Source organism: Quadrisphaera setariae (genome assembly GCF_008041935.1).
Lineage (GTDB): Bacteria > Actinomycetota > Actinomycetes > Actinomycetales > Quadrisphaeraceae > Quadrisphaera > Quadrisphaera setariae.
The window spans coordinates 103,814-127,133 of the sequence record NZ_VKAC01000011.1 but is presented as its reverse complement, the minus strand read 5'-3'; the positions used below and the strand labels follow the sequence as shown (position 1 = coordinate 127,133).

Genomic DNA, 23,320 nt, shown 5'->3' with positions numbered 1-23,320 from the left:
TCGGTGGTGCACTCCGGCCCGCTCGCGCGAGCCACCTCCCATCATCCCGCTCTCCGGGCCGCGCGGTCGACGCGCCCCGGCGGGGCTGTGGCGCACGTCGCAGGCGGTCGCCGCGGGTCGTGAGCCCTCAGGGCCCCCAGCGCTGCGCGGCCTCGTCGCGGGCGGAGCGGCCCTGCGAGCCGCCGAGGGGGGCGCTCTGCGGGCTGCGGCGCAGCAGGAACCAGACCTCCTTGCCGTGCTCGGTGGGCTCCGCGCCCCACGCGGCGGACAGCAGGTCCACCAGGGCCATGCCGCGCCCGTCGACGTCCGCGGGGCGCGCCGCGCGCGGCAGCGGCTGGCGGGAGCTGCCGTCGGTGACGCGCACCCGCATCCCGCTGGAGGTGTCGCACTCCACCGCCAGGGTCACCGGCGGCGCACCGTGGACCACGGCGTTGGTCACCAGCTCGGAGGTCAGCAGCTCGGCGTCGTCCAGCACGGTGGAGTGGTGCTGGGGGCAGCGGGCGGTGCGCAGGAACACCCGCGCCAGGCGCGGCGCGCTCGTGTCCGAGGGCAGGGTCGTGCTGGCCGCCGCCGTCACCTCGCACACCGCAGCTCCTCAGGGGTCTCGCACCACTCGCACCACAGCGCTCTGGACCGGTTGCCGGGCCCGCGACGGGAGCACACCCCCGAGTCTGGACCGGTTCGGCCTGCTCCGCCGGTCCAGACCGCTGGCCGCGCCACCGTCGGCCCACCCGGCCGGCCACCCGGTCGGACCCGCCGGGGGGCGCCGGCGGCGCACCGGCTCCCCAGAACCGACCTCGCGGACCCCTCCTGTGGGGCATCCTTGACGCGTGGGGGCGAGCAGGGGGACCTCGCCCGCGGTGGTTCCGCAGCGCGGCCCCTCCGCAGGCGAGCAGGTCGAGGCCCTCGGCGCAGCCGAGGGCGCCCTGGTGCTGCCCGAGACCCCCCTGGTGGAGCGCGTGGAGGTGCTGACCACGCCCGCGGCCCCCGTCCAGCCCGCCGCGCTGCCGGCGCCACCCCTCGACCTCACCGCCGCCGCCCCCGCCGGCGGGGGAGCCGGTGGCCGCGACGGCGCCCTCGACCGGCACGCCCGCCTGGTGTGCTCGGTCCTGGGCGTGCCCGCCGCCGTCGTCAGCCTGGTCTCCCGGCGCCTGCAGCTCTTCCCCGGCGCCGTCGGCCTGCCCGAGCCGTGGCAGACCACGCGCCTCGCGGACCTGTCCCGCTCCTCCTGCCAGCAGGTGGTGGCCAGCGGCCAGCCGCTCGCCGTGCGCGACGCCCGCGAGGACCCCGACCTGCGCGACGACGCCGTGGTCACCGAGCTCGGCGCCGTCGGCTACCTCGGCGCCCCGCTGCGGGACGCCCGCGGCGAGGCCGTCGGCGCGCTCGCCGCGCTGTCCGCCGAGCCCCGTGACTGGACCCGCCGCGAGGTGGCCCTCCTCGCCGACCTCGCCGCCGCGTGCTCCGCGGAGCTGCAGCTGCGCCGGGCCCTGTCCGACGCCGCCGAGGTGCGGGCGGCCGCCGAGAGCGCCCGCGACGAGGCCACCACCGCGCAGATGCGCGCCGTGGGCCTGCGCCGCGACGCGGAGGTGGCCGCCGCGCGCAGCCGCCTCCTGCTCGACCTCAGCCAGGCCGTCTCCCGCGCGCGCGAGGTGGAGGACGTCGCGGCCAGCGTCGTCGCCGGAGTGCGGACGGGCCTGGAGGCGCAGCTGACGGCCGTCGCCCTGCACGAGCGCGGCTCCGGCGCGCTGCGCTACGTGGCCTCCGACCGCGAGGCCGGGACGGAGCAGGACGACGACGGCGCGAGCCCGGCCGAACCGCTCGACGTGCCCGAGGGCGCGCTGCTGGCCGCGCGGGAGGCGCGCGTGGTCTTCACGCCCGACGCCGCCACCGCCGCGGCGACCGCCTCCTCAGCGGCACCCGTGCTGGCCGGCGTGGAGGCCGCTGTGCACGCCCCGCTGCTGGTCGACGGGCAGTGCCTGGGCGTGCTGACCGTCGCCTGGGGCTCCGCCCGTGCGCTGCTGCCGGCCGAGCGCGAGCTGGTGGCCTCCCTCGCGGAGGCCGCGGCCCACGCCGTCCAGCGCTGCCTGTCGCTGCGCGCCGAGCGGGAGGCCGCTCGGACGCTGCAGCGCGCCATGCTCACCGAGCTGCCCGACCTGCCCCACCTGGAGCTCGCCGCCCGGTACGCGCCCGCCGCCGCGGGCCACCAGGTGGGTGGCGACTGGTACGACGCGCTGCTCCACCCCGACGGCTCCACCCTGCTCGTCATCGGTGACGTCACCGGCCACGACATCGGCGCCGCCGCGGCCATGGGCCAGGTGCGCAGCGCGCTGCGCACCCTCGCCGTGGCCACGGAGGACTCCCCGGCCCAGCTGCTCGCCCGCCTGGACGGCACCCTCGACGTCCTCGGCGCCGACGTCCTCGCCACCGTCCTGGCGATCCGCCTCGCCGACGACGGCCACGGCGCGGGGGACCTGCGCATGCGCTGGAGCAGCGCCGGCCACCTGCCAGCGCTGCTCGCCGTCCCCGGTTCCGGCGTCGTGGCGCTGGACGGGCACGAGGCGGACCTGCTGCTGGGCCTGGCCCCGGGCAGCCCGCGCAGCGAGGCCGAGGTGGACCTGCCCGCCGGGTCCACCCTGCTGCTCTACACCGACGGCCTGGTCGAGCGGCGCGACAGCGACCTGGGCGAGGGCGTCCAGCGGCTCGCGGACGCGCTCGCCGAGGTCGCGCACCTGCCGCTGCCGGAGCTGCTCGACGCCGTCATCGCCGAGCTGGTGGGCGGCGGCGGCGCTGACGACGTCGCCGTGCTGGCGGCGCGCACGCGCTGACGGCACCTCCCGGCGCCCTGCGGCCGACCCCTACCGTGCGGTCGGGGACCGGGCCCGGCAGGCTGGTGCCGTGAGCGTCACCGACGACAACTCAGCCAGCGCACCCGTGGTGCGGCGCATCGAGACGGCCGCCGTGGTCGGCGCCGGGTACATGGGCGGGGGCATCGCGCAGTCGATGGCCCGCGCCGGGCTGCCCGTCGTCCTCGCGGACGTCTCCGCGGAGGCGGCGGCCCGCCAGCTCGAGCGCCTGCTGACCGAGGCCCGCACCTACGAGGAGCAGGGCCTGTTCGCCCCCGGCGACGCCGACCGCGTGGCCGCCAACCTGCGCGCCGCCACGTCCGTGGAGGAGGCCGTGGCCGACGTCGACTTCGTCCACGAGGTGGTCTTCGAGAAGGTCGAGGTCAAGCACGACGTGCTGGCGCGCGCCTCCGCCGCGGCCCGCCCCGACGCGATCATCGGCACCAACACCTCCACCATCCCCGTCAAGGTGCTCGCGCCCGCCGTCGTCCGCCCGGAGCGCTTCCTCACCGTGCACTGGTCCAACCCCGCGCCGTTCATCCCCGGCGTGGAGCTGGTGGTGGGCGAGGCGATCGACGCCGCCGTCCTGCCGGTGGTGCAGGAGATGCTCGAGCGGGCGGGCCGGCGCTCGGCGCAGGTGGCCGACACCCCGGGCTTCGTGCTCAACCGCCTGCAGTACGTGCTCTTCAAGGAGGCCGCGGACATCGTGGCCGAGGGCGTGGCGACCCCGGAGGCCGTGGACACCATCGTCTCGACGACGTTCGGCTTCCGGTACCCGTACTTCGGCCCGTTCGCCATCGCCGACATGGCGGGTCTGGACGTCTACGTGCTCGGCATGAAGATCATGGAGGAGGCCTACGGCGAGCGGATCTCCCCGCCGAAGGCCCTCACCGACCTCGTCGACGCCGGCGCGCACGGCGCGAAGAACGGCGAGGGCTTCACCGTCCACGGAGACCCCGAGAAGCTGGCGCGGATGATCGCCTACCGAGACCTCGCCTACGCCCGGCAGGGCCAGCTGCTGGCCGAGCTGGCGCACGCCCACCCGGACGCGCCGGCCTCCCCAGCACCGGCGCAGGACCCCGACGTCGTCGCCGAGCAGGAGGCCCGCCCGTGAGCACGCCCGACAGGACCACACCCGACCCCGCCACCTGGCCCATCGGCGCCGCGCTGCTGCAGGCCCCGCCGGTCCTCCCCGACGGCACGCCCGCCCAGGAGGCTCCCGAGGTCGAGTGGCGCCGCGTGCTGCGCCGGGTGCGCCTGGCCGGGTTCGACCACGTCGACCTCACGGACTCCTGGGTGCGCCCCGGCGACCTCTCGCCCGAGCGCCTCGCCGTCCTCAAGCGCCTGCTGGCCGAGGAGGGCCTGGGCGTCACCGCCATCACCACGGCCCGACGCAGCCCCATCGCCCCCGACGCCGGCGAGGCGGCGGCCAACCAGGAGTACCTGGAGCGCACGCTGGTCGCCGCGGCCGAGCTGGGGACGACGGTGGTCTCGGCCGGGCTGCTGCCGGTGCTCACCGACGCGCAGAAGGCCGCGGAGTGGTTCTGGCTGGAGCAGGGTCTGACCGACCCCGACCCGCAGACCGACGGCGGCGCCGCCTTCGACCTGGCGGTGGAGCGCTTCACCGCGCTCGGCCGGCGAGCGGGGGAGCTGGGGCTGCAGCTGAGCCTGGAGATGTACGAGGACACCTACCTCGGCACGCCGGAGTCGTCGGTGCGGCTCAAGGAGGCGGTCGGACTGCCGAACGTGGGCCTGAACCCCGACGTCGCGAACATCATCCGGCTCCACCGGCCCGTGCAGCCGTGGCGCGAGCAGCTGGCCGCGGTGCTCCCGCACGCCAACTTCTGGCACGTGAAGAACTACTACCGCGACCACGACCCGGCCACCGGGTCCTACGCCACCGCTCCGGCGCCGCTGGCCCTGGGCGTCATCGACTACCGGTGGGCGGTGGAGGAGGCGCTCCGCGTGGGCTTCACGGGGCCGTTCTGCACCGAGCACTACGGCGGCGACGGGCTGAGCGTGTCGGCGCAGAACCGCGAGCACCTGCGCCACCTGCTGGCGTCGGCCACGGAGCTGCTCTCCCTCTGAGCGCCGGGTGACGACTGCCGCCCTCCTCCTCGCACTTTCCGCGGCAAGTGCGAGAAGGAGAGAGGCGCGATCCGCACCTTCCGCGGCAAGTGCTGTCAGGCGGGGGCGGTCGCGACGGCGAGCAGGCCCGTGCCGCCGCGCCACCCGCCGTCGTCGCCGCCCACCGGGAGCACCCGCCAGGAGCCCTCGGGCGGCACGGCGGCGGCCGGACGGTCCTTGGTGACGCGGTGCAGCAGCCCCGTCACCCGCGGCTCGAGCCCGGCGGCGACGCCGGAGACGAGGTTCCACGCCCGGTTGGCCGTGCCCTGCACCAGCGCGCCCACCGGCGTGAGGGAGAAGGTCGGCCCGTCCACCCGGAGCACCGTCACCGGCCAGCCGCCCGTGCCCTGCGACACCGCGCGGGCCAGTCCGGCCGCGTCCACGGGGCCCACGTGCGGGGCGTACCCGGACCATCCCCGCGGGTAGCCGGACTCGTCGGGGGTCGACAGCACCAGCGCACCGCCCGGCAGCACCGCCGCGGCCAGCGACGCGACGAACGGCACCTGGTGGCGCGGCTCGATGTGCTCGATGACCTCCATGGCGGTGACGACGGCGCCGCGGGGGGCCTCCTCCAGGTCCGTGTGGACGCCGGTGCCGGGGAACGCCGCAGCGGCCAGCGCGGTGTGGCGGGGGTCGGTGTCCACCACGTGCAGCTCGCGGCCGAGCCGCTCCGCCAGCAGCGGTGAGAAGGCGCCGGTGCCGGCGCCGACGTCCACCACCGGGCCTGCCACCGCCTCCGCCGGCGCTGCCAGCTGGGCCGCCCGGACCGCCACGAGGTAGTTCACCGCGTGGCGCACCACCGTGCTGCGGTTGCGGTGCAGCCCCGGGTCGCCGCCGTGGGTGTTCGCGGCGCCGCCGGCCACGCGGGCGCGCACCGCGTCGAGGCGGTCCATCGAGGCCTCGGCGGCGAGCACGGCGTCCGCCACGCGCTGCGGCTGCCAGCGGCGGGCACCGGCGGGGTCGTGGGCGGGGGCGTCTGCGCGGGGCGTCTCCACTCCGACAGGGTCACAGACACCCCGCCCCACCCGGTCCAGCAGGGTGCTCAGACGGGGTCGGAGGTGCCGCTCCAGCGCTGCGACTGGCGCACCGCGCTGGTCACCGCCGTGCCCGCGCGCTGCCCGGCGACCAGGCCGACCTCGCGGAGCATCGCGGCGCGGACGTCGGCCAGGGGCGTCCACGCGCCGACGAAGGTGACGTCGTAGCGGTCCTCGACGCGCCCGTCGGCGATGGCCTGGCCCAGCAGCAGCCGGACCCTGGCGACGTGGCCGTCGGAGGTGACGACGGCCACCCGCCGCACGCCGGGGTCGGTGCGCGTGAGCAGCGGCAGGGCGTAGGCGAGGTTGTCGGCAGTGGTCAGCGCCCGCTCCTCCAGGAGGAGCCGGCTCGGGTCGACGCCGAGGGCCACCAGCCGGTCACCCAGCGCCTTCGCCTCGGAGACCGGCTGCGCGTCGAACGGCGTGGGGCCGGTGACGCCACCGCTGGTGACCACCCACGGGTCCGCGCCGTCGTCGTGGGCCTGCTCCACGAGGTCCGCCGCGCGCTGGGCCCGGCTGTCCAGCAGCGGGGTGACCTTCCCGGCGTCCAGGCTGGAACCGAGGACGACGACGGCGTCGAGGCGGCCGGCGTCCACGCCGCGGTGCGACCAGGCCGTGCTGGCCGCGATGTCGACGACGGGCCACAGCAGCACCATCGCCGCCACGCCGGCGCTGGCCAGCTGCAGGCGGCGGGACCAGCTGAGGCCGGTGAGCCAGCCCGCGGGCCGGGAGGGGTCACGACGCAGCACGGGCACCCCTGGTGCTGCGGCGGTGGGCGGCCATGACGCGCTCGGCCTCGCGGGCGTCCTGGCGCTCGCGCAGGGTCTGCCGCTTGTCGTGCTCGGCCTTGCCGCGGGCGACGGCCACCTCGACCTTCACCCACGAGCCGAGGAAGTACAGGCTGGTGGGGACGACGGTCCAGCCGCCCTCGCGGGAGCTCTCCGCGAGGCGCCGCAGCTGGGCGGCGTGCAGCAGCAGCTTGCGGGGGCGCCGCGCGGAGTGGTTGGTCCAACTGCCCTGGGAGTACTCGGGGATGTGCGCTCCGTGCAGCCACGCCTCCCCGGCGTCGTCGATCTCCACCCAGCTCTCGGACAGCGAGGCCCGGCCCTGGCGCAGGGCCTTCACCTCCGTGCCGACGAGCACCAGGCCGGCCTCGTAGCGCTGGGTGAGCAGGTAGTCGTGCGCGGCGCGCTTGTTGCGGGCCACCAGGCGCAGGCCCTCCTCGCGGGGACGGGAGGGCCTGCTCTGGCGCGCCCAGGCGCCGGCACCGCGGCGGGCTACGGCGCCACCGCTTCTGCAGCGGTGGTGGACGCGGCGATGGGCGCGGCGCCGTAGCGCTGGGCGGCGCGGGCGCGGGCCTGGGCGGCGAGGACCTCGCGGTCCCGCGGGGGAGCGGAGGTGGTGAGCGCCTCCAGGAGGTGCTCGGTGGCGTGGGCGACCTCGGCGACCGCGCGGTCGAAGGCGTCCGCGTTGGCGCGCGAGGGCTTCGTCGTCCCCGCCACCTTGCGGACGTACTGCAGCGCAGCCGCGTAGACCTCGTCGTGCGTCGTCGCCGGCGCGAGGTTGTGCAGCGTGCGGATGTTCCGGCACATGTCACGGAACGATAACGGCCTCGGTGCGCCGTCGGGCGAGGTGGGGCGAAGTCGACCCGAACTGCTCAGCCTCTCGCGCGACACCTCGCCCCGCATCCGGAGATCACCCTGCCCGCACTCTCCCGCGCAAGTGCCGGCCGCATGTCCAGCTGGACGGCACTCTCCCGGGCAAGTGCCGGTCTGGGGCCCCTTGAGGCGGCACTCTCCCGCACCAGTGCCGGTCAGGCGGTGCGCTGCGCGATCGCTCGGCGGACCGCGTCGACCGCCATGCCGCGCTCGCGCATCATGTCGGCGGTCACGTGGACGACGATCCAGCCAGCTTCCCGCAGACGGTCGAGACGCTGCCGGTCTCTGGCGAGCTGGTCGGCGATGAGGCCGTGCCACGAGCCCTCGTACTCGATCGCGATCCTCAGCTCCACGACGGCGAGGTCGACGCGCGCGACGAAGCGCCCCAGGTGCGTCACCACGTGCTGCGGCTCGATGGCGAACCCCAGGCTGGCCCGCACCAGCCTGACCCGCAGGCGGGACTCGGGTCGTGACCCAGCCCTGCCGTCGGACAGCGAGGCCATCTCGCGCACGGCCACGACGTCGTCCTCGTGCCGTCCTTCGAGCCACGAGCAGAAGGTGCGCCTGTCGAAGAGCCCGGCCCCCAGTGCGGCGTCGAGGTCGGCGACGCCGTCCTCCACCGGCCGCCGAGCGGCGATGTCGAAGGCCATCCGCTCGCGGGTCGTGACAGGGACCCCGCGCCACAGCCCGCCGCTGAGAGGTCCCCTCGCGGCTCCGCGGAGCTGGAGGCCGCCCCGCGGCTGCTTGCGCTCGGCCTGCGGGAGGACGAACTCGACCGCGTCGCCGGCATCTCGGAGGCGAACGCCCAGCGCAGTGGCCAGCGACCTGCCGGTGAGCCGCGCGGAGCCGGGGGCGACCAGAGAGGCTCCTCGGCAGTCCAGGCCGTGGTCGTGCGGCACCCACCTCGGCGCGTAGACGTCAGTCATGAGGCGTCGCAGGCGGTCGCTCCTCAGCTGCCGCCGCGTGAGGACGCCCCGTGCGACCAGGTCGGAGCCGAGGAAGACCTCGGGAAGGGCCTCGGGCCAGGGTGTCTTCGCCGCCACACCGCAGACACTGGCCGGTCAGGTCGCTCCGCTGCTGGCGGCGTGCGCCGGCCTGTGGACGACGACGTCCACCGCCGCCTGCGGCACTGGCGCGGGAGAGTGCCGGTGCGACGGGTCCACGACCGGCACTGGCGCGGGAGAGTGCCGGCGTGACGGGTCCACGACCGGCACTGGCGCGGGAGAGTGCTGGTGGGTGGGCGTGAGCGGCTAGGACGACGACGGCGGCCCGCCCACCCCGGTCAGGGGCAGGCGGGCCGCCGTGCGCGTCAGCGGGAGGTCACTCCCAGGAGAGGCCGCCGCCGGTCTGGTACTCGATGACGCGGGTCTCGAAGAAGTTCTTCTCCTTCTTGAGGTCCATCGTCTCGCTCATCCACGGGAAGGGGTTCTCCGCCGGGGGGAACACCTCCGCCAGACCCAGCTGGACGCAGCGGCGGTTGGTGATGAAGCGCATGTACTCGGAGGTGAGCTCGGCGTTCAGGCCGAGGATGCCGCGGGGCATCGTCTCCTGGCCGTACGCGATCTCCAGCTCGCACGCCTCCTTGAGCATGCCCCGGACCTCGGCCTGGAACTCCGCGGACCACAGGTGCGGGTTCTCGGCCTTGATCTGGTTGATGACGTCGATGCCGAAGTTCAGGTGGATCGACTCGTCGCGGAGGATGTACTGGTACTGCTCGGCGATGCCGACCATCTTGTTGCGCCGGCCCAGGCTGAGGATCTGCGCGAAGCCGGTGTAGAACCACATGCCCTCGAAGACCACGTAGAAGGCGATGAGGTCGCGCAGGAAGTCCTGGTCGGCCTCGGGCGTGCCGGTGGAGAACTCGCCCGACTCGAGGTTGCGGGTGTGCTTGAGCGCCCACGCGTCCTTGGCGGTGATGGACGGCACCTCGCGGTACATGTTGAACAGCTCGCCCTCGTCGAGGCCGAGGCTGGTGCAGATGTACTGGAAGGTGTGCGTGTGCACGGCCTCCTCGAAGGCCTGGCGCAGCAGGTACTGGCGGCACTCCGGGTTGGTGAGCTGGCGGTAGACCGCCAGCACGATGTTGTTGGCGACCAGCGACTCCGCCGTGGCGAAGAAGCCCAGGTTGCGCTTGAGCATGAGGCGCTCGTCCTCGGTGAGGCCGTCGCGGCTCTTCCACAGGGCGATGTCGGCCTGCATGGACACCTCGGTGGGCATCCAGTGGTTGTTGCAGCCGGCGAGGTACTTCTCCCACGCCCACCCGTACTTCAGCGGGAGCAGCTGGTTGACGTCGGCGCGGGCGTTGATCATCGCCTTGTCGCTGACGTCGACGCGTGCGGCTCCGGACTGGATGGCGCCGAGGCCGGTGACGTTCTCGACGGCTCCGTCGGCGGTCAGGGGGGCGTCGTCGGTGGTGGTCACGGTGATCTCCTCCGATGAGGTGCGGGTGGTCGGAACCGAGGACTGGGGGTTGCTGGTCGGCGCGCTCACTGGCAGGCCTCGCAGTCCTCGCCGTTCTCGATGGAGCAGGCGGCGGCGTACTCGGCGCTGTAGCGCGAGGCCTCCTCCGCCGCGGCGGTCTCGGGCAGCACCACCAGGGGCGACGGGCTGGTCGAGACGGCGGCGGCCGGGCTCGCGGCCACCGCGGCGGCGACCCCGCCGGCAGCGGCAGCGGCACCGCCCTGGGTCGGGACGCCCGCGGACGGCGCAGCGGCTGGGGTACCGGCGGAGACGGCGTTGAGCTTGCCGTCGGTGCCGCGCAGGGTCGACTTCTCCACGTGCGTGGCCGAGGACGAGCGCAGGTAGTACGTCGTCTTCAGGCCCAGCTGCCAGGCCGTGCGGTAGAGGTTGTCGAGCTTGCGGCCGTTCGGGCTGGACACGTACAGGTTCAGCGACTGGGCCTGGTCGATCCACTTCTGGCGACGGGCGGCCGAGCGCAGCAGCCAGGACGGGTCCACCTCGAAGGCGGTGGCGTACAGCGCCTGCAGGTCCGCGGGGACGCGGTCGATGGCGCCCAGGGAGCCGTCGAAGTACTTGAGGTCGGAGACCATGACCTCGTCCCACAGGCCGCGCTCGGCGAGGTCGCGCACCAGCGAGGCGTTCACCACGGTGAAGTCGCCGGACATGTTCGACTTCACGAACAGGTTGCGGTACATCGGCTCGATCGACTGCGCGACGCCCACGATGTTGGAGATCGTCGCCGTGGGCGCGATCGCCATGACGTTGGAGTTGCGCATGCCCTGGCGCTGCACCTTCTCGCGCAGCGGCGCCCAGTCCAGCGTCGTGGAGGTGTCGAGGTCGACGTCGCCGCCGCGGGACTCGCGCAGCAGCTCCAGGGAGTCGATCGGCAGCACGCCGCGGCTCCACAGCGACCCGTCGAAGCTCCGGTACGAGCCGCGCTCGGCCGCGAGGTCGGAGCTGGCCTCGATCGCGGCGTAGGAGATCTGCTCCATGGAGGTGTCCGCGAACTGCACGGCCTCCTCGGAGGAGTAGGGCAGGCGCAGCGCGAACAGCGCGTCCTGGAAGCCCATGAGGCCCAGGCCCACCGGGCGGTGCTGCTGGTTGGCGTTCTCGGCCTGGGGGATCGTGTAGAGGTTCAGGTCGATGACGTTGTCGAGCATGCGGACCGCGGTGCGGACCGTGCGGCGCAGCCGCTCGACGTCGAGGCCGTCAGCGGTGGTGTGCGCGGCCAGGTTGATGGAGCCGAGGTTGCAGACCGCGACCTCGTCGGCGTTGGTGTTCAGCGTGATCTCGGTGCACAGGTTGGAGGAGTGCACCACGCCCACGTGCTGCTGCGGGGAGCGCAGGTTGCACGGGTCCTTGAAGGTGATCCACGGGTGCCCGGTCTCGAACAGCGCCGTCAGCATCTTGCGCCAGAGGTCGACCGCGTTCACCTGGCGGTGCACGCGCAGCTCGCCGCGCTCCGCCATCGCCTCGTACTCCGCGTACCGCTCGGCGAACGCCGCGCCGTACAGGTCGTGCAGGTCGGGCGTCTCGTCGGGGGAGAACAGCGTCCAGGTGCCGCCCGCGGCCACGCGCTGCATGAACAGGTCCGGCACCCAGTTGGCCGTGTTCATGTCGTGCGTGCGGCGGCGCTCGTCACCGGTGTTCTTGCGGAGCTCGAGGAACTCCTCGACGTCGATGTGCCAGGTCTCCAGGTAGGCGCAGACAGCGCCCTTGCGCTTGCCGCCCTGGTTCACCGCGACGGCGGTGTCGTTGGCGATCTTGAGGAAGGGCACGACGCCCTGGCTCTGGCCGTTGGTGCCCTTGATGTGGGCGCCGATGCCGCGCACGGGGGTCCAGTCGTTGCCGAGGCCACCGGAGTACTTGGCCAGCATCGCGTTGTCCTTGATGGACTGGAAGATGCCGGACAGGTCGTCGGAGACCGTGGTGAGGAAGCAGCTGGACAGCTGCGGGCGGGTGGTCCCCGCGTTGAACAGCGTCGGGGTGGAGCACATGAAGTCGAAGCTGGAGATCAGGCGGTAGAACTCGATCGCCCGCTCCTCCTTGTGCTCCTCGTTGAGGGCCAGGCCCATCGCCACGCGGAGGAAGAACGCCTGCGGCAGCTCGTAGCGCACGCCGTGCTCGTGCAGGAAGTAGCGGTCGTACAGGGTCTGCAGGCCCAGGAACGTGAACTGGCCGTCACGGCCGGCCTCGATGGCCTGGCCCAGCTTGTCGAGGTCGAACTCGGCCAGGCGCGGGTCGAGCATGCCCAGCTCGATGCCCTTGGTGACGTAGCCCTTGAGGTAGCGGGGGTACAGCTGCGCCATCTGCGGCGCGGTGGCGAGGGTGCGCTCGCCGAGGACGTGCGAGAGGGCCTCGGTGCGCAGCATGTCCATGAGCAGGCGCGCGGAGACGTAGGTGTAGTCGGGGTCGACCTCGACCTTGGTGCGGGCGGCCAGCACCAGGGCCTGGGCGAGCTCGACCTCGCCGACGCCGTCGTACAGGGTCCGCATGGCCTCGGTGACCACGGCGTCCGGGTCCACCGTGGGCAGGCCGGCGCAGGCCTCGGCGACGACGGCGGCCACGCGGTCGCGGTCCAGCGGGACCAGGGTGCCGTCGGTGGTGCGCACCGACAGCTGGCGGACGGACTCGACGCTGGGGGTGGCGGCGTCGCGCTCGCGGCGGGCGCGGGCGTGCTCCTCGCGGTAGAGGATGTAGGAGCGCGCGACGGCGTGCTCGCCCGATCGCATGAGCACCAGCTCGACCTGGTCCTGGACCTCCTCCACGGCCACCGGGCGGCCGGAGGAGCCCGAGCCCGCCAGGGAGCGGCGCACGAGGGTCTCGACGACGGTGCGGGTCATCTCGTCGACCAGCTCGCGCACGCGGGCGGAGCTGCCGGCGGCCTGGCCCTCGGTGGCGAGGAACGCCTTCTGCAGGGCCACGCTGATGCGGGAGGCGTCGAACGGCACGACCTCACCGCGCCGGTTGATGACGGCGGTGGGGGCTTCCGTGGTCTCGCCGTTCCCGCTCGCGGACCCGTCCGTGGTGACCTCCAGGACCTCGTCTGCCACCTGGGTCATGTGCGTCTCCTCGGGGTCGTGGTGGTGCGTGAGAGCGTGATGAAGCCGGAACGCTGCGTCATCTGCGCAGGTCCCGGGGAAGTGGGGTGACCGGAGCGCTCGTCGGAGGCGCCTTCCGGTGTCTCCGACGCTACATCTTGTGCCGGGCGACGCGCCAGCGGGCACATTTGGGGAAAGCGCCTGTCGGGCGCGTCACCTGCGCAGCAGCCTCCCGAGCTCGGCGTGTCGTCCGAGCGGACCCTGCCAGAGGGGTCCGACAGCCCGTCCCAGGAGCGCTGCAGGACCGCCGGGAGGGGGCGTCGGAGCCCTCGCCTAGCCTGCTGGGCGTGCCAGACGACGACGCCGTCTTCCGCTGGGCCGTGCTCGGCCCCGGGTCCATCGCCCGCCGCTTCACCCGGGAGCTGCCGGCCAGCCGCACGGGGGTCCTCGTGGCCGTCGGCAGCTCGGACGCCGCGCGCGCCCGGGCCCTGGCCGACGAGGTCGAGGCCGCCGGCCCCGGCGGTGCCGCGCGGGGCGGACGGGTGGCCTCGGGCACCTACGAGGAGGTCCTGGCCGACCCCGGCGTCGACGGCGTCTACATCGCCGTCGTCCACCCGCGCCACGCCGAGCTCGCCGTCGCCGCGGCCCGCGCCGGCAAGCACCTGCTGGTGGAGAAGCCCCTCACCCCGAGCCGCGGCTCGGCGATGGGCGTGGTCGACGCGGCCCGCGAGGCCGGAGTGGCCCTGCTGGAGGCCTTCGCCTACCGCTTCCACCCCGCCACGCGCCGCCTGCTCGAGCTGGTCCGCGAGGGGGCCGTCGGGGAGGTCCTCCACGTCGACTCGAGCTTCTCGTTCGCCTCCGAACCCGGTCCGGCAGCATCACCCGGACGGCTCCACGACCCGGCCACCGCAGGCGGCGGGATCCTCGACGTCGGCTGCTACCCGGTGTCCTTCGCCCGCGCCGTCGCGGGCGCGGCCACCGGCCGCCCGTGGGCGGACCCGCTGCCCGGCCCCGGGGGAGTCCGCGCCACCGGGCACCTGGGCGCCACGGGCGTGGACGAGTGGGCGCTGGCCCACCTCGACTTCGGCGGGCTGCTCGCCACCGTCCGCTGCGGCACCCGCCTGGAGGAGCCCCAGGTCGCCGTGGTCCGCGGGAGCCTCGGCACCCTGGAGCTGCACGACCCCTGGACCGTGCAGGCGGCCCCGCGCCTGGTGCTGCGCCGGGTCGGCGAGGAGCCCGTGGAGGAGACCTGGGACGGCGCCGCACCGGCGCAGCAGGCCTTCGCGCTGGAGGCCGAGGCCCTCGCCGACGCCGCCCGCGCCCTCGCCGCCCCCGGGGCCACGGGCGAGGCGCCCGAGCAGACCCACGAGGACTCCCTGGGCACCCTGGCCGTGCTGGACAGGTGGCGCGCCGGCCTCGGCCTGCGCTACCCGTTCGAGGCGGAGGACGCGCGCATCCCCACCCTCTCGCTCCAGCCGCTGCGCGTCCCGGCCCCCGGTGCCGCCCGCATCCCCGTCGGCACCGTCCCCGGGCTCGCCAGCCCCGTCTCTCGCCTCGTCATGGGCTGCGACAACCAGCCCGACCTCTCCCACGCCAGCGCCCTGTTCGACGCCTTCGTGGAGGCTGGCGGCACCACCTTCGACACCGCCTGGATCTACGGGCGCGACGGCGAGTACGAGCGCCGCTTCGGGCGCTGGCTCGCCAACCGCGGCATCCGGGACCAGGTGACCGTCATCGTCAAGGGCGCCCACACGCCCCACTGCGACCCGGAGTCGCTCTCCCGCCAGCTGCTGGAGTCCTTCGAGCGGCAGGGCCTGGAGCGCGCGGACCTCTACCTCATGCACCGCGACGACCCGTCCGTGCCGGTCGGGGAGTTCGTCGACGTCCTCGACGAGCACGCCCGGGCCGGTCGCATCGGCGTCTACGGCGGCTCCAACTGGACCCCGGAGCGATTCGACGAGGCCAACGCCTACGCGAGCACCCACGGCCGCGCCGGGTTCGGGGTGCTGTCCAACCACTTCGGCCTGGCCCGCGCCCTCGACGTGCCGTGGGCGGGGTGCGTGCACGCCACCGACCCGGCGTCGCGCTCCTGGCTGGAGGAGCGCCGCGTGCCGCTGCTGCCGTGGAGCTCCCAGGCCCGGGGGTTCTTCGCCCGCGACGACGCCGAGATGCGCGGCGACGCCGAGCTGGTCCGCTGCTACCTGTCCGACGACAACCTCGAGCGCAAGCGCCGGGCGCGGCAGCTCGGGGAGCAGCTGGGCGTCCCCACGACGGCCGTGGCCCTGGCCTACGTGCTGGCCCAGCGCTTCCCGACCTTCGCGCTCATCGGCCCCCGCACCCTCGCCGAGCTGCGCTCGTCGATGGCGGGCCTGGCCGTCGAGCTGACGGACGAGCAGGTCGCCTGGCTGGACCTGCGCAGCGCCTGAGGGCCCCGCTCCCGCAGCGGTGCTGGGCAGTGACCGGCGCCACGCCGCCCCAGCGTGGCGCCGGCCAGCGCGGCCCGACAGGGTGGTCCCCGTGTCGTCAGCCAACCAGCGCCTGTACGTGACAGCCGACCGCGCGGGGGCAGGGAAGACCGTCGTCGCACTCGGCCTGCTCGACCTCCTCGCCAGCTCCGTGCGCCGCCCGGTGGTCTTCCGGCCCGTGGTGTCCAGCCGTGACGAGCCCGACCCGCTCGTGGAGCTGCTGCGCCACCGCTACGACCTCGACATCGACGACGACGACGCCGTCGGCCTCACGTGGAGCGAGGCCGCGGCCCTGGTGGACACCACCGACGCCGGACCCGACCCCCGCCGGCTCGTCGCCACGATCGTCGAGCGGGTGGAGCGCCTGGCCGAGCGCTCCGACTTCGTGCTCGTGGTGGGCACCGACTTCACCGGTCCCTCGCCCGCCACCGAGCTGGACCTCAACGCGCTGCTCGCGGTGAACCTCGGCGCACCCGTCGTCGTCGTGGTCTCCGGGGCGGGAGCGGGGACCGAGGACACGGCGGCGCTGTCGGACCGGGTGGCCGCCGCCGCCCGCGAGGCCGGCTCGGCGCTCGCGGCGCGCGGCTGCACCAAGCTGGCCACGGTGGTCAACCGCGTCGACCCCGCCCACCGCGAGGAGGTGCTGGAGGCGGTCCGCCGCGACGGCGGGCACACCGGCGGTGCCACCCGGCACCCCGTGTACGCCGTCGACGACGTCCCGCTGCTGAGCGCCCTCACCGTGGGCGAGGTGGCGTCCGTGCTGGGCGGTGCGGTGCTCACCGGCTCGGACTCAGCGCTGGAGCGGGAGGTCGGCGGGTACCTGGCCGGTTCGGCCCACGCCGACGTCGTCCTGAGGCTGCTGCGGGAGGGCACGCTCCTGGTGACCTCCGGAGACCGGCTCGACCTCATGCTCGTCTCGGCGGGCGCGGCCATCCACCGGGAGCTGCCCACCCCCGGCGGCCTCGTGCTCACCAACGGCACCCGCCCCGACGACCTCCAGCTGACGCTCCTGCGGCCCAGCGGCCTGCCGATGATCAGCGTGCCCACCGACACGTACACGACCATCCACCGCCTCGAGGGCGCCACCGGCGCGATCCGCCCGACGAGCCAGCGCAAGGTCACCGCGGCCCTGGGCGCCTTCAGCGCCGGGGTGGACGCCGAGGAGCTCGCCGAGCAGATCCGGCTGGTCCGCACCGAGGCGGTCACCCCGGCGATGTTCAACGCCCGCCTCCTGGCCGCGGCGCGCGCCGACCGCCGCACCATCGTGCTGCCGGAGAGCGAGGACAGCCGCGTGCTGCGCGCCGCGGAGGAGCTCGGGCACCTCGACGTCGCTGACCTCGTGCTGCTGGGTCGCGAGGACGAGGTCCGGGCCCGCGCCGACCGGCTCGGGGTGGACCTGGGCTCGGCCCGCATCGTCGACCCGGCCACCTCGCCCCTGCGCGAGGAGATGGCGCCCGTGTACGCCGAGCGCCGCAAGCACAAGGGGGTGACGCTGGAGGCGGCCGCCGAGCAGCTGCTCGACCCGACGTACTTCGGCACGCTCATGGTGGAGACCGGCCACGCCGACGGCATGGTCTCCGGCGCCACCCACACCACCGCGGCCACCATCCGGCCGGCGCTGGAGGTCATCAAGACGACGCCCGGCGCCTCACGCGTCTCCGGAGCCTTCCTCATGTGCCTGCCCGACCGGGTGCTCGTCTTCGCCGACTGCGCCGTCAACCTCGACCCCACCGCCGAGGAGCTGGCCGGCATCGCCCTGAGCAGCGCCGAGACGGCGCGGGCGTTCGGGGTGGAGCCGCGGGTGGCGATGGTCAGCTACTCCACCGGCACCTCCGGCGCCGGGGTCGACGTCGACAAGGTCCGCGAGGCCACCCGCCTGGTCGCCGAGCGGGCACCGGACCTGCCGCTGGCCGGTCCGATCCAGTACGACGCCGCCGTCGACCCCGCCACGGGCGCCGCCAAGATGCCCGGCAACCCCGTCGCCGGCCGCGCGACGGTGCTGGTCTTCCCCGACCTCAACACCGGCAACACCACGTACAAGGCGGTGCAGCGCACCGGGGACGCCGTGGCCGTCGGCCCGGTCCTCCAGGGCCTGCGCCGCCCCGTCAACGACCTGTCCCGCGGGTGCACCGTGGCCGACGTCGTCTCGACCGTGGCGATCACCGCCGTCCAGTCCCAGTCCAAGGAGCAGACGCCCGCATGAGCAGGGTCCTCGTCGTCAACGCCGGCTCCTCGAGCCTGAAGTACCAGCTGCGGGAGCACGGCCCCGGACGCGCGGAGGTGCTGGCCAAGGGCCTGGTCGAGCGCATCGGCTCCGACGACGTCCCCGACCACGCCGCGGCGCTCTCGCAGGTCATGGACGCGCTCGCCGCCGAGCGCGGCGGCCCGGGGCTGGACGGCCTGGCGGGGGTGGGCCACCGCGTGGTGCAGGGCGGCACGCGGTACACCGACCCCACCGTCGTCGACGACGACGTCGAGCGCGGCATCGACGAGCTCTCCGCCCTCGCGCCGCTGCACAACCCTCCGCAGCTGGCGGCCATCTCGGCCCTGAGGCGGGCGCTGCCCGACGTGCCGCAGGTGGCGGTGTTCGACACCGCCTTCCACGCCACCATCCCGGCGCGCGCCGCCACGTACGCGGTGGACGCGGAGGTGGCCCGGCGGTACGGCCTGCGCAAGTACGGCTTCCACGGCACGAGCGTGCAGGTGGTCACCAAGCGGGCCGCGGCGTTCCTGGGCGTGCCGGTCGAGGGTGCCGACCTCGTGGTCGCCCACGTCGGCAACGGCGTCTCGGTGACCGCGGTGCGGGGCGGTCGCAGCGTCGACACGACCATGGGCCTGACGCCCCTGGCCGGTGCGGCGATGGGCACCCGCAGCGGCGACGTCGACCCCGCCATCGTCATGACGCTGGTGCGCGAGGCCGGCATGAGCGCCTCCGAGGTCGACGACCTGCTGAACAAGCGCAGCGGCCTCAAGGGCCTGACGGGCGAGTCGGACGTGCGCGCGGTGCAGGCCCGCGCCGACGCCGGCGACGAGGCCGCCCGCGCGGCTCTGGAGGTGTACTGCTACCGGCTGAGCGCCGCCGTCGGGTCGTTCCTGGCGCTGGTGCCCCGCGTGCGGGCCGTGGTCTTCACGGCCGGGGTGGGCGAGAACTCCGCCGCGGTCAGGGCGGGGGTGTGCGCGCCGCTGGGGCACCTGGGGTTCGGCGTGGACCCCGCGCTCAACGAGGCCGCGCGCGGTCCCGCGGAGCCGGTGCGGATCGGCGAGAAGGTCGTCGTCGTCCCCACCGACGAGGAGGCGGAGATCGCCGACCAGGTGCTCGCCGTCGTCACCCGCTGACCACCGTGATCATGGGCGATCGGCCGCCCGGAGGTGGCCGATCGCCCGTGATCGCGGACGGGTGTCAGCGGTCCTGCGACTGCCGGTGCTCGGCGACGAGGCGCTCGGCGCGGGCGAGGTCCTCCTCGAAGTCGACCTCGACCGCCACGTGGGCGGAGATGTCGACGGGGATCACCCTCATGCCCTGGGCGATCGAGAGCTCGATGCCCCGCTCGAAGTAGTCCTGGTCGCCGCAGGCGCGCAGGTTCTCGACGAGCAGCGCCTTGTCGGCGGCGCCGACGAGGTTGATGCCCACGGCCTCGCCGAGGCCGCCGACCACGGTCTTGGACAGCTCCTTGACGTACCCCTCGTCGTCGACCGTGTACTTGACCTCCTCCTCCGCGACCGAAGCGGTGTTCACGCACACCGCGCTCTCGCCGCGGGCGAGGGGCCCGAGCAGCAGCTCCAGCAGAGCGGGCTCGAAGACGACGTCGCCGTTGAGCCACACCACCGGGCCGTCGGCCGAGAGCTCCAGGGCGCGCAGCAGCGACTTGGAGGTGTTGGTGTCCTCGTAGTCCTCGTTGTAGGCGAAGAGCAGCGTGGGCAGCGCCTCCATGATCAGCGGCGCCTTGTAGCCGACCACGGCGGTGATGGACAGCTGCTCCCCCAGGACCTGGCGCAGGTTGTCGACCTGCTGCGCCAGGATGCTGCGCCCGTCGGCCAGCTGCGTCAGCGGCTTGGGCAGCGGCCTGCCCAGCCGGGTGCCCTTGCCCGCGGCCAGCACGACCGCCTGCAGCGTCACCGGGTCACCGCCTGGGCCTGGACCTGGACCTGGGTGCTCGACGGCGCTGACGCGTCGTCACCGCCGCGCGGCTCCGGTAGCGCCGCAGCCGTCCCCGTGCCAGGTCGCCCGCCGGACCCGCACCCGGGGAGCACGAGGTCGAGCACGCGCTGGGAGGCGCCGCCGTCGTCGAGGGGGCAGTGCTCGGCGCGGAACGCGTCCGCCGCCTCCGCCCAGTCCGCCGTGGCGGCCACCGGGTCGGCGAGGGCGTCGAGCAGCTCGTCGGACGTGCGCAGCACCGGCCCGGGAGGGGCGCCGAACAGGTCGAAGTAGAAGCCGCGCAGGTCGTCGCGGTAGTGCTCCAGGTCGTAGGCGAACAGGAGCAGCGGCTTGCGGGTGGCGGCGAAGTCGAACAGCGTCGAGGAGTAGTCGGTGACCATGGCGTCCGCGGCCAGGTACAGCTCGGCGATGTCGGGGTGGCCGGAGACGTCGAGCACTCCGGGCGGCAGCGGTGCGCCGCCGAGGGCGTCGGCCAGCCGGTCGGACAGCATGTAGTGCAGCCGCAGCAGCAGCACGTGCGTCTCGCCGAAGCGGCGGCTGAACTCGGCGAGGTCGAGGCGCAGGTCCACGTCGCGGCGGCCGTCGGCGTCCACCACGTCGTCGCGCCAGGTGGGCGCGTAGAGCACGGCGGTCCTGCCGTCGGAGACGCCCAGCTGCGCGCGCACCGCCGTGCGCAGCTCGTCGCGCTGGGGGGACAGCAGGACGTCGTTGCGCGGCCAGCCGGTCTCCGCGATCGGGGCGGTCCAGCGGAAGGCGCTGGTCAGCGCCGCCGTGGTCACCGGCCCGGAGGACAGCAGCAGGTCCCAGCGGTCGACGTCGCGCCAGCCCGGCACGGGGTCGGCGGGGCCGACGTGCGGCTCGTCCGCGGCGATCCGCTTCAGCGGCGTGCCGTGCCAGGTCTGCAGGTACAGGCAGCCGGGGGACTTCTCCCACTCCGGCCCCAGGTGGAAGTTGGAGATGACCACGTCGGCAGCTTCCAGGGCCGCGACGGCCTCGGGGCCCTCGGGCTCCACGAGCGCGGTGCCGTCGGGGAAGCCCGCGCGGTGCGCCGGCGCCGCGAGCCACGTGTGCTCGAGCGGGACGCCGGGGGTGCTGCGGGTGAGGGCCTCGTACAGCGCCCTCGGGCTGTCGGAGAACCTGCCGTCGAAGCTGTTGTAGACGATCTTCACGCGACCACTCCCTCCTGGCGCCTGGCCCCAGGGGCAGGCGCGGTCCGACCGCCCATGATGGCGTCCCGCGACCCGTGATCGCGCCAGGAGCGACTCCGACCGGCTGGTCGGGAAGTTCCCCCGGGTGGTTGAGTAGGCGCCACGCCTCACGGCCGCGACGCCGCCACGACGACGAGGAGCAGCGTGTCCCACACCCCTGACGCCCGAGCCAGCAGCCGAGCCAGCAGCCAGGTCTCCGTCCAGCTCTACACGGTGAGGGAGGCCCTCGCCGACGACGTCGCGGGCACGGTCTCCCGCCTCGCCGAGCTGGGGTTCTCCGCGGTGGAGCCCTTCGGGCCGCTGGCGCTGTCGGACGAGCTGGCCGCCGCCCTCGCCGAGCACGACATCGCCGCGCCGACCATGCACCAGGGCTTCCTCGGCAGCGACGACGACGCGCTCGACGCGCTGTTCTCCGCGGCCGCGGCCCGCGGCACCCGCACGGTCATCGACCCCTTCACCCCGCCGGACCGCTGGGGCACCCGGGGGGACGTCGAGGCCGTGGCCGCCGAGCTGGCTGCTGCCGCCGCCGTCGCCGCCCGCCACGGCGTGCGCGTCGGCTACCACAACCACGCCCACGAGCTGCAGAGCGACATCGACGGCACCTCGGCGTTCGAGGTGCTCGCGCAGCGCCTGGCCGACGTGGCCCCCGAGGTGGTCCTCGAGGTCGACACCTACTGGGTGGCGGTCGGTGGACACGACCCCGTGGAGCTCCTGCGGCGCCTGGGCGACCAGGTGGTGGCGCTGCACCTCAAGGACGGGCCCGCCACGGCGGACGTGCTCGACCAGGTGGCCCTCGGGCAGGGCTCGATCCCGGTGGCCGACGTGGTGGCCGCGGCCCCGTCCGCGCTGCGCGTCATCGAGCTCGACGACTCCCGCGGCGACCGGTTCACCGCCGTGGCCGACGGCCTGGCGTTCCTGCGCGAGAAGGGACTGGCATGACCAGCACGACGACGACGGGCGCGGCGAGGGGTGGTCCCCGCGGCAGCGGCCGGGTGGGCGTGGGCGTCATCGGCGCCGGCACCATCAGCACGCAGTACCTGACCAACCTCACCTCCTTCCCCGACCTGGACGTGCGGGTGGTCGCCGACCTCGCCGTCGACCGCGCCCAGGCGCAGGCCGAGGCGTTCGGCGTGCCCCGCTGGGGCGCCGTGGAGGACGTCCTCGCCGACCCCGAGGTGGAGGTGGTGGTCAACCTGACCATCCCCGCCGCCCACGTGGAGGTGGCCACCGCCGCCGTGACCGCCGGCAAGGACGTGTGGACGGAGAAGCCCTTCGCCCTCGACCGGGCCAGCGGCACCTCGCTGCTGGAGGCGGCCGCGAAGGCCGACCGGCGCGTGGCCACCGCTCCCGACACCTTCCTCGGCGCGGGCCTGCAGAGCGCCCGCCGCCTCCTGGAGTCCGGTGCCGTGGGAGACCCGCTGACCGCGCTGGTGCTGCTGCAGAGCGCGGGTCCGGAGAGCTGGCACCCGGACCCGGCGTTCCTGTTCGCCGAGGGCGCGGGCCCCCTGTTCGACCTGGGGCCGTACTACATCACCGCGCTCGTGCAGCTGCTCGGCCCGGTGGGACGGGTCTCGGCGACGGCGTCGAAGGCGCGCCCGCAGCGCACCATCGGCTCCGGGCCGAAGGCCGGCCAGGTGTTCGACGTGGAGGTCCCCACGCACGTCTCGGCGCTGTTCGAGTTCGAGGGCGGCGCGTCGGCCACGGCCGTCTTCAGCTTCGACTCCGCCGTGAACCGCACCCAGCTGGAGGTGGCGGGCTCCGGGGGCACGCTGGAGCTGCCCGACCCGAACATGTTCGACGGCGACACCGTGGTCCACGCCCTCGGCGAGGAGCCGCGCAGCGAGGCGGCCGTCGGGTCGACCGCGAGCCGCGGCGCCGGTGTGCTGGAGCTCGCCCGGGCCATCCGCGCCGGCCGTCCGGAGCGCGCCAGCGGCGAGCAGGCCTTCCACGTGCTCGACGTCATGGTCTCCACCATCGAGGCGGCGCAGCGGCGCAGCCCCGTGGAGGTGGAGAGCACCACGGCGGTGGCGCCGGCCCTGCCGGCCGACTGGGACCCGACGGCTCGCACGCTCTGACGGAGCTGTCCGCACGACGACGGCGACCGCGCAGCCCTGGTGGGGTGCGCGGTCGCTGTCGTCGCAGGGGTCGAGGACCCCGGCGCTAGAACACTCGTCGGCGGGAGCCGCCGATCGGCACGAAGTTCAGGACGATGCCGACGATGAGCAGGATGATCCCCAGGATCCAGAGGATCTGGATGTTGAGGAAGAAGCCCAGCAGCAGCAGGACCAGCCCCAGGACGATCACGATGACCTCCTCAGTTGAACAACC

Annotated in this window: 19 protein-coding genes; 8 read left to right on the top strand and 11 right to left on the bottom strand. The window is 74.6% G+C overall.

The annotated features are described in order from the left end of the window. Window positions 1-127: 127 nt before the first annotated feature. Window positions 128-586 (bottom strand): ATP-binding protein, encoded by a 459-nt coding sequence (locus FMM08_RS17605; protein ID WP_147927679.1) that lies wholly within the window; start codon window positions 584-586, stop codon window positions 128-130. 244 nt (window positions 587-830) lie between these two features. On the opposite strand from FMM08_RS17605, the gene FMM08_RS17600 reads away from it, so the two are divergent. The 3 genes from FMM08_RS17600 (at window position 831) to FMM08_RS17590 (ending at window position 4,931) form a co-directional block, all read left to right on the top strand. Then, on the top strand, window positions 831-2,825 hold the full coding sequence (locus tag FMM08_RS17600; protein ID WP_147927678.1) for a SpoIIE family protein phosphatase: 1,995 nt from the start codon (window positions 831-833) through the stop codon (window positions 2,823-2,825). 70 nt (window positions 2,826-2,895) lie between these two features. Then, entirely contained in the window at window positions 2,896-3,957 is a 1,062-nt protein-coding gene (locus tag FMM08_RS17595; protein ID WP_255472536.1) for a 3-hydroxyacyl-CoA dehydrogenase family protein, read from the top strand. Next, window positions 3,954-4,931, top strand: a complete 978-nt coding sequence (locus FMM08_RS17590; protein WP_147927677.1) for a sugar phosphate isomerase/epimerase family protein — start codon at window positions 3,954-3,956, stop codon at window positions 4,929-4,931. Before FMM08_RS17595 ends, FMM08_RS17590 begins: the two co-directional genes overlap by 4 nt. Before the next feature lie 95 nt (window positions 4,932-5,026). Here the strand turns inward: FMM08_RS17590 and FMM08_RS17585 are convergent, their stop codons facing one another. The 7 genes from FMM08_RS17585 to FMM08_RS17555 form a co-directional block, all read right to left on the bottom strand. After that, window positions 5,027-5,965 (bottom strand): class I SAM-dependent methyltransferase, encoded by a 939-nt coding sequence (locus FMM08_RS17585; protein ID WP_147927676.1) that lies wholly within the window; start codon window positions 5,963-5,965, stop codon window positions 5,027-5,029. 47 nt (window positions 5,966-6,012) lie between these two features. Then, on the bottom strand, window positions 6,013-6,753 hold the full coding sequence (locus FMM08_RS17580; RefSeq protein WP_147927675.1) for a YdcF family protein: 741 nt from the start codon (window positions 6,751-6,753) through the stop codon (window positions 6,013-6,015). Beyond that, window positions 6,740-7,219 carry an SsrA-binding protein SmpB gene (gene smpB / locus FMM08_RS17575; protein WP_147927750.1) on the bottom strand — a complete coding sequence of 160 codons (480 nt, stop codon included), beginning with the start codon at window positions 7,217-7,219 and terminating at the stop codon, window positions 6,740-6,742. Before smpB ends, FMM08_RS17580 begins: the two co-directional genes overlap by 14 nt. Window positions 7,220-7,281: 62 nt before the next feature. After that, the gene (locus FMM08_RS17570) at window positions 7,282-7,596 is read right to left on the bottom strand and encodes a DUF2277 domain-containing protein (protein ID WP_147927674.1); all 315 of its coding nucleotides are present in this window, start codon (window positions 7,594-7,596) and stop codon (window positions 7,282-7,284) included. 221 nt (window positions 7,597-7,817) lie between these two features. Then, window positions 7,818-8,705: a putative endonuclease domain-containing protein gene (locus FMM08_RS17565; RefSeq protein ID WP_147927673.1), complete on the bottom strand. Its 888-nt coding sequence runs from the start codon at window positions 8,703-8,705 to the stop codon at window positions 7,818-7,820. 277 nt (window positions 8,706-8,982) lie between these two features. Further along, window positions 8,983-10,083: a ribonucleotide-diphosphate reductase subunit beta gene (locus FMM08_RS17560; protein ID WP_222710894.1), complete on the bottom strand. Its 1,101-nt coding sequence runs from the start codon at window positions 10,081-10,083 to the stop codon at window positions 8,983-8,985. Window positions 10,084-10,148: 65 nt separating this feature from the next. Further along, the gene (locus tag FMM08_RS17555; protein WP_147927672.1) at window positions 10,149-13,184 is read right to left on the bottom strand and encodes a ribonucleoside-diphosphate reductase subunit alpha; all 3,036 of its coding nucleotides are present in this window, start codon (window positions 13,182-13,184) and stop codon (window positions 10,149-10,151) included. A gap of 326 nt (window positions 13,185-13,510) precedes the next feature. Here FMM08_RS17555 and FMM08_RS17550 point away from each other — a divergent pair, with 326 nt between their 5' ends. The 3 genes from FMM08_RS17550 to FMM08_RS17540 all read left to right on the top strand — a co-directional run bounded on the left by FMM08_RS17550 (window position 13,511) and on the right by FMM08_RS17540 (window position 18,964). Next, entirely contained in the window at window positions 13,511-15,589 is a 2,079-nt protein-coding gene (locus FMM08_RS17550) for an aldo/keto reductase (protein WP_147927671.1), read from the top strand. A 91-nt stretch (window positions 15,590-15,680) separates the two neighbouring features. Beyond that, complete coding sequence (pta, locus tag FMM08_RS17545; RefSeq protein WP_222710893.1) at window positions 15,681-17,831, top strand: phosphate acetyltransferase; 2,151 nt, start codon at window positions 15,681-15,683, stop codon at window positions 17,829-17,831. Beyond that, entirely contained in the window at window positions 17,828-18,964 is a 1,137-nt protein-coding gene (locus FMM08_RS17540) for an acetate kinase (RefSeq protein ID WP_147927670.1), read from the top strand. The genes pta and FMM08_RS17540 overlap by 4 nt, the downstream gene beginning before the upstream one ends. Window positions 18,965-19,028: 64 nt before the next feature. On the opposite strand, the gene FMM08_RS17535 is transcribed toward FMM08_RS17540, so the two are convergent. Both FMM08_RS17535 and FMM08_RS17530 read right to left on the bottom strand, forming a co-directional pair. Continuing rightward, window positions 19,029-19,745, bottom strand: a complete 717-nt coding sequence (locus FMM08_RS17535) for a phosphocholine cytidylyltransferase family protein (RefSeq protein WP_147927669.1) — start codon at window positions 19,743-19,745, stop codon at window positions 19,029-19,031. Further along, on the bottom strand, window positions 19,742-20,953 hold the full coding sequence (locus FMM08_RS17530) for a CDP-glycerol glycerophosphotransferase family protein (protein WP_147927668.1): 1,212 nt from the start codon (window positions 20,951-20,953) through the stop codon (window positions 19,742-19,744). The genes FMM08_RS17535 and FMM08_RS17530 overlap by 4 nt, the downstream gene beginning before the upstream one ends. 183 nt (window positions 20,954-21,136) lie before the next feature. Between FMM08_RS17530 and FMM08_RS17525 the strand changes: the two genes are divergently transcribed. Together FMM08_RS17525 and FMM08_RS17520 are read left to right on the top strand one after the other, a co-directional pair. Next, the gene (locus FMM08_RS17525; RefSeq protein WP_147927667.1) at window positions 21,137-21,931 is read left to right on the top strand and encodes a sugar phosphate isomerase/epimerase family protein; all 795 of its coding nucleotides are present in this window, start codon (window positions 21,137-21,139) and stop codon (window positions 21,929-21,931) included. Then, on the top strand, window positions 21,928-23,067 hold the full coding sequence (locus tag FMM08_RS17520; protein ID WP_147927666.1) for a Gfo/Idh/MocA family protein: 1,140 nt from the start codon (window positions 21,928-21,930) through the stop codon (window positions 23,065-23,067). Before FMM08_RS17525 ends, FMM08_RS17520 begins: the two co-directional genes overlap by 4 nt. A gap of 85 nt (window positions 23,068-23,152) precedes the next feature. Here FMM08_RS17520 and FMM08_RS23150 read toward each other — a convergent pair whose 3' ends face one another. After that, the gene (locus FMM08_RS23150; protein WP_186718479.1) at window positions 23,153-23,296 is read right to left on the bottom strand and encodes a hypothetical protein; all 144 of its coding nucleotides are present in this window, start codon (window positions 23,294-23,296) and stop codon (window positions 23,153-23,155) included. Window positions 23,297-23,320 lie beyond the last annotated feature (24 nt).

Coding starts and splice junctions, on each gene's coding strand:
- FMM08_RS17570 (WP_147927674.1), bottom strand. CDS start 7,596: ATGTGCCGGAACATCCGCACGCTGCACAACCTCGCGCCGGCGACGACG.
- FMM08_RS17555 (WP_147927672.1), bottom strand. CDS start 13,184: ATGACCCAGGTGGCAGACGAGGTCCTGGAGGTCACCACGGACGGGTCC.
- FMM08_RS17540 (WP_147927670.1), top strand. CDS start 17,828: ATGAGCAGGGTCCTCGTCGTCAACGCCGGCTCCTCGAGCCTGAAGTAC.
- FMM08_RS17520 (WP_147927666.1), top strand. CDS start 21,928: ATGACCAGCACGACGACGACGGGCGCGGCGAGGGGTGGTCCCCGCGGC.